Source organism: Saccharomonospora iraqiensis subsp. paurometabolica YIM 90007 (assembly GCF_000231035.2).
Taxonomy (GTDB): Bacteria; Actinomycetota; Actinomycetes; order Mycobacteriales; family Pseudonocardiaceae; genus Saccharomonospora; species Saccharomonospora paurometabolica.
Window position 1 is genome coordinate 39,183 of sequence record NZ_KI912215.1, and the last position, 3,620, is coordinate 42,802.

General features: G+C 71.4%; 5 protein-coding genes. 4 read left to right on the forward strand and 1 reads right to left on the reverse strand.

The genetic code is table 11. The features are described from left to right. Positions 1 to 193: 193 nt before the first annotated feature. Complete coding sequence (locus SACPADRAFT_RS0206550; RefSeq protein WP_007026931.1) at positions 194 to 655, forward strand: GreA/GreB family elongation factor; 462 nt, start codon at positions 194 to 196, stop codon at positions 653 to 655. Positions 656 to 1,010: 355 nt separating this feature from the next. On the opposite strand, the gene mftR is transcribed toward SACPADRAFT_RS0206550, so the two are convergent. Further along, positions 1,011 to 1,625 carry a mycofactocin system transcriptional regulator gene (mftR, locus tag SACPADRAFT_RS0206555; protein WP_040924023.1) on the reverse strand — a complete coding sequence of 205 codons (615 nt, stop codon included), beginning with the start codon at positions 1,623 to 1,625 and terminating at the stop codon, positions 1,011 to 1,013. A gap of 80 nt (positions 1,626 to 1,705) precedes the next feature. Between mftR and mftA the strand changes: the two genes are divergently transcribed. The 3 genes from mftA to mftC are packed head-to-tail and all read left to right on the forward strand — an operon-like array spanning position 1,706 to position 3,323. Next, positions 1,706 to 1,819, forward strand: coding sequence for a mycofactocin precursor MftA (gene mftA, locus SACPADRAFT_RS0206560; protein WP_007026929.1), 114 nt, complete (start codon positions 1,706 to 1,708; stop codon positions 1,817 to 1,819). Next, complete coding sequence (gene mftB / locus SACPADRAFT_RS0206565) at positions 1,809 to 2,108, forward strand: mycofactocin biosynthesis chaperone MftB (protein WP_007026928.1); 300 nt, start codon at positions 1,809 to 1,811, stop codon at positions 2,106 to 2,108. Before mftA ends, mftB begins: the two co-directional genes overlap by 11 nt. 9 nt (positions 2,109 to 2,117) lie before the next feature. Beyond that, a complete protein-coding gene (gene mftC, locus SACPADRAFT_RS0206570; protein WP_007026927.1) occupies positions 2,118 to 3,323 on the forward strand; it encodes a mycofactocin radical SAM maturase in 1,206 nt (401 codons plus the stop codon). The last annotated feature ends 297 nt before the right edge of the window (positions 3,324 to 3,620 follow it).

Genomic DNA, 3,620 nt, shown 5'->3' on the forward strand with positions numbered 1-3,620 from the left:
GTCGATGGCCGACGCGCTGCGCAAGGCCGGGTACGACCGCTGAGCCGCCCCGTCCGCGACCGCACGGCGGCGCGGGTGGAACGCACCGCGGGCGGGGCCGTGCGGCGCGGTGGAGATCACCCGAGACACACCGCACAGCAGGGCGGAGATCCATGACGTGGCGAGCCGGACGCTCAGGCCTGACAATGGGCGGATGACGTCGACCGGAGGTTTGAGTCCGGCCACCCGCGAACGGCTGGAACGCGAGCTGGAACAGCTGCGGCAGCAGCGCGCGGCCATGGCACCGCGGCTCGGTGAGGACCCGTTGGGTGACAGTGCCGACCAGGCGGATCTGCTCGAACGCGCGGAGCTGGCCTCGCGCCTGGACCGGCGCATCGCCGAGATCACCGATCTGCTGCACGGCGGGCCGTCCCAGGAGGCGGAGAGCGGATTGCCGTCCGGCACGAAGGTGACCCTGCGGTTCGCCGACGGTGACACCGAGGACCTGACCGTGGTCGGCCACGTCGACGAGGCCGAGGACGACGCGACCGCGCTGACCTCCGACAGCCCGCTCGGCCAGGCCATCGCCGGCCACGGGGAGGGCGACACGATCACCTACCGCACCCCCGGCGGCGAGGCCCACGCGGAAATCGTCACCCTCACCCTCCCCACCTGACCGCCACCCGGACCCGCGAGTCGCCACTCCAGGTCCGCGAGTTGCCACTCCAGGCCGGTGAGTTGCCACTCCAGGTCGGTGAGTCGACGTTCCAGGTCTGCGAGTCGACCGTTCCAGGTCCGCGAGTCGACGTTGACAGCGTCTCGGGCAGCGCGACGACCGTCCGCGGCTTCCCGAGTCGGTTCGACGGGTCTCGGCCGACCCGTGGGCCGGGAACACAATCTCGTGAGCCTGGGGGTGGCGATTCGCGGTCCAGAGACGGCAACTCGCCGGTTCGGAGTGGCAACTCGCCGGTTCCGAAGCGGCAACTCGCGGGGCTGGGGTGGCGACTCGCGGGTTCTGGTGGGGGCCGGGGTCAGGGGAGGTGGTCGAAGCCGGTGGTGAGGGCGGTGAGGGCGTGGTCCAGGAGGGTGGTGAGGTCCGTGGTGGCGTCGTCCGTGCTGAGCCACTGTTCGTAGGCGGCCAGGGCGATGCCGAGGGTGGCGTGGGCCAGGGTCTGCGGCCACAGCGACGTCACCGGCGCCCCGAGGCGCTCGGCGGCGAAGTCGGCCACCACCGCCCGCCAGTCCGCGTAGCGCAGGGTGGAGTGCGCCTGCAGCGCGGGCACGCGCAGGATCAGCTCCAGCCGCGCGCGGTGGCGCGGCCGTTCCTCCGGCTCGACCCGGTTGAACTCCACCACCGCCGTCCGGATGGCCTCGGTCAGCGGCTCGTCGGTGGGGCGGGCGCGCAACCGCGCGCGCATCCGTCCCAGGTGGGCGTCGAAGTCGCCCCACACGACGTCGTTCTTCGAGTCGAAGTAGCGGAAGAACGTCCGCCTGCCGATACCCGCCGCACGGGCGATGTCGTCCACGGTGGTCGCGTCGAATCCGTCCCGCCCGAACAACGCGAACGCCACCCGCTCCAGCTCGTCGTGGCTGGTCGACCTCCGTCTGCCCGGGCGCGCGGTCGGCTCCGGATCCGTCTCGGCCATAACCCCTTCCATTTGGCACTCGGTGCCATTACTGTGGCACGCACGGTCGTCATCCCTACTCGGACAAGGAGTAGCCTCCCATGAACGAAGCCGAGACCACGGTCGACACGAGCGCCCCGGCCGCGTCCGACACCGTCGAAGAGGATCTGCTCGTCGAGGACGTCTCCATCGACGGCATGTGCGGTGTCTACTGAGGCCGAGGCCGAGGTCCGCACCGAGCCGTTCGATCCGGCCCGGCCGTACCGGCTCTCCCCGGGTGTCGCACTGCGGCCGGAGCCGTTCGGTGCATTGGTGTACGACTTCGGCACCCGACGTCTGTCCTTTCTGAAGACCCAGCTGCTCGTCGACGTGGTCCGTGAGCTGGAGAACCAGCCGGACGTTCCGGCCACGCTCGACGCGGCGGGGGTCCCCGCCCCCGAACGCACCCGGTATCTCGACGCGCTGGCGGGCCTGGTGTCCGCGGGCACGATCGAAGCACGATGAGAGGTGGCCATGAAGCTGGTCGAACATTTCCAGCACGGCCTGGACGCGCCGATCTGCCTGACGTGGGAGTTGACCTACGCCTGCAATCTGTCCTGTGTGCACTGTCTGTCCGCGTCCGGGCGGCGTGACCCCCGCGAACTGTCCACCGACGAGTGCAAGGCCGTCATCGACGAGCTCCAGCGTCTGCAGGTCTTCTACGTCAACATCGGCGGCGGGGAGCCGACGGTGCGGTCGGACTTCTGGGACCTCGTCGAGTACGCGGTCGACCACCACGTCGGGGTGAAGTTCTCCACCAACGGGGTGAAGCTGACGCCCGAGCGGGCCCGGTGGCTGGCGGCGACCGACTACGTCGACGTGCAGCTCTCCCTGGACGGCGCCACCGCGGAGGTCAACGACCACGTCCGCGGCTCCGGCTCGTTCGACACCGCGCTGTCCGCGATGGGGAACCTGCGGGACGCGGGCTTCACGAACTTCAAGATCAGCGTCGTGATGACCCGGCACAACGTCGACCAGCTCGACGACTTCAAGCGGCTGGCCGACGACCACGGGGCACAGCTGCGGATCACCCGCCTGCGCCCGTCCGGCCGCGGCGCGGACACCTGGGACGAACTGCACCCGACCGCCGACCAGCAGCTCCAGCTCTACAACTGGCTGGTCGAGCACGGCGAGAACGTGCTCACCGGCGACTCGTTCTTCCACCTCAACGCGCTCGGCTCCACGCCACTGCCCGGGCTGAACCTGTGTGGCGCGGGCCGGGTGGTGTGCCTGATCGACCCGGTCGGCGACGTCTACGCCTGCCCGTTCGCCATCCACGAGGAGTTCCTGGCGGGCAACGTGCGCGACGAGGGTGGGTTCACCCGGGTCTGGCGCGAGTCCGACCTGTTCACCCGGCTCCGCGAACCGCAGACCGGCGGGGCCTGCACCTCGTGCTCGGCCTACGACTCGTGCCAGGGCGGGTGCATGGCCGCGAAGTTCTTCACCGGGCTGCCGCTGGACGGGCCCGACCCGGAGTGCGTGAAGGGCAACGGCGAACGCGCGCTCGCGGGGGTGGGCGCCGGTGTGCCGAAGCCGGACAAGGACCACTCGAAGCCCGGCCGCAAGGGGGTGTCGGTGCCGATCGGCTGGGGGCCGCCGGAGGACGCGACGGCGTCCACACCGGACCGGGTACCGGACCGTGCGTGCGACACCAGCCCGCTGGCGGGGTTCCGCCCCTGACCCGACCGGCACGCCGGTCGCCACCCACGACGGCCGTCCCCGAACCCACGGGGACGGCCGTCCCGGGATGTCCCGTGCGGTCACCGACCCGCCGGGCATCCCGACACCGTCCCCCGACCACCGGTCCTCGCCGACCACGACCGGAAGCACCCAGCACCCATGGCAACGACCGGCTCCGGTGACCCGGACCCGACCGGCCCGATCACGCTGGCCGGGCGCACCGCGCCGTCCCGCGTGCTGTTCGGCCCGCACGTGACCAACCTCGCCGACGGGCGCGCCCCGGGCCCCGCGCACACG

Coding starts and splice junctions, on each gene's coding strand:
- mftA (WP_007026929.1), top strand. CDS start 1,706: ATGAACGAAGCCGAGACCACGGTCGACACGAGCGCCCCGGCCGCGTCC.
- mftC (WP_007026927.1), top strand. CDS start 2,118: ATGAAGCTGGTCGAACATTTCCAGCACGGCCTGGACGCGCCGATCTGC.
- SACPADRAFT_RS0206550 (WP_007026931.1), top strand. CDS start 194: ATGACGTCGACCGGAGGTTTGAGTCCGGCCACCCGCGAACGGCTGGAA.
- mftR (WP_040924023.1), bottom strand. CDS start 1,625: ATGGCCGAGACGGATCCGGAGCCGACCGCGCGCCCGGGCAGACGGAGG.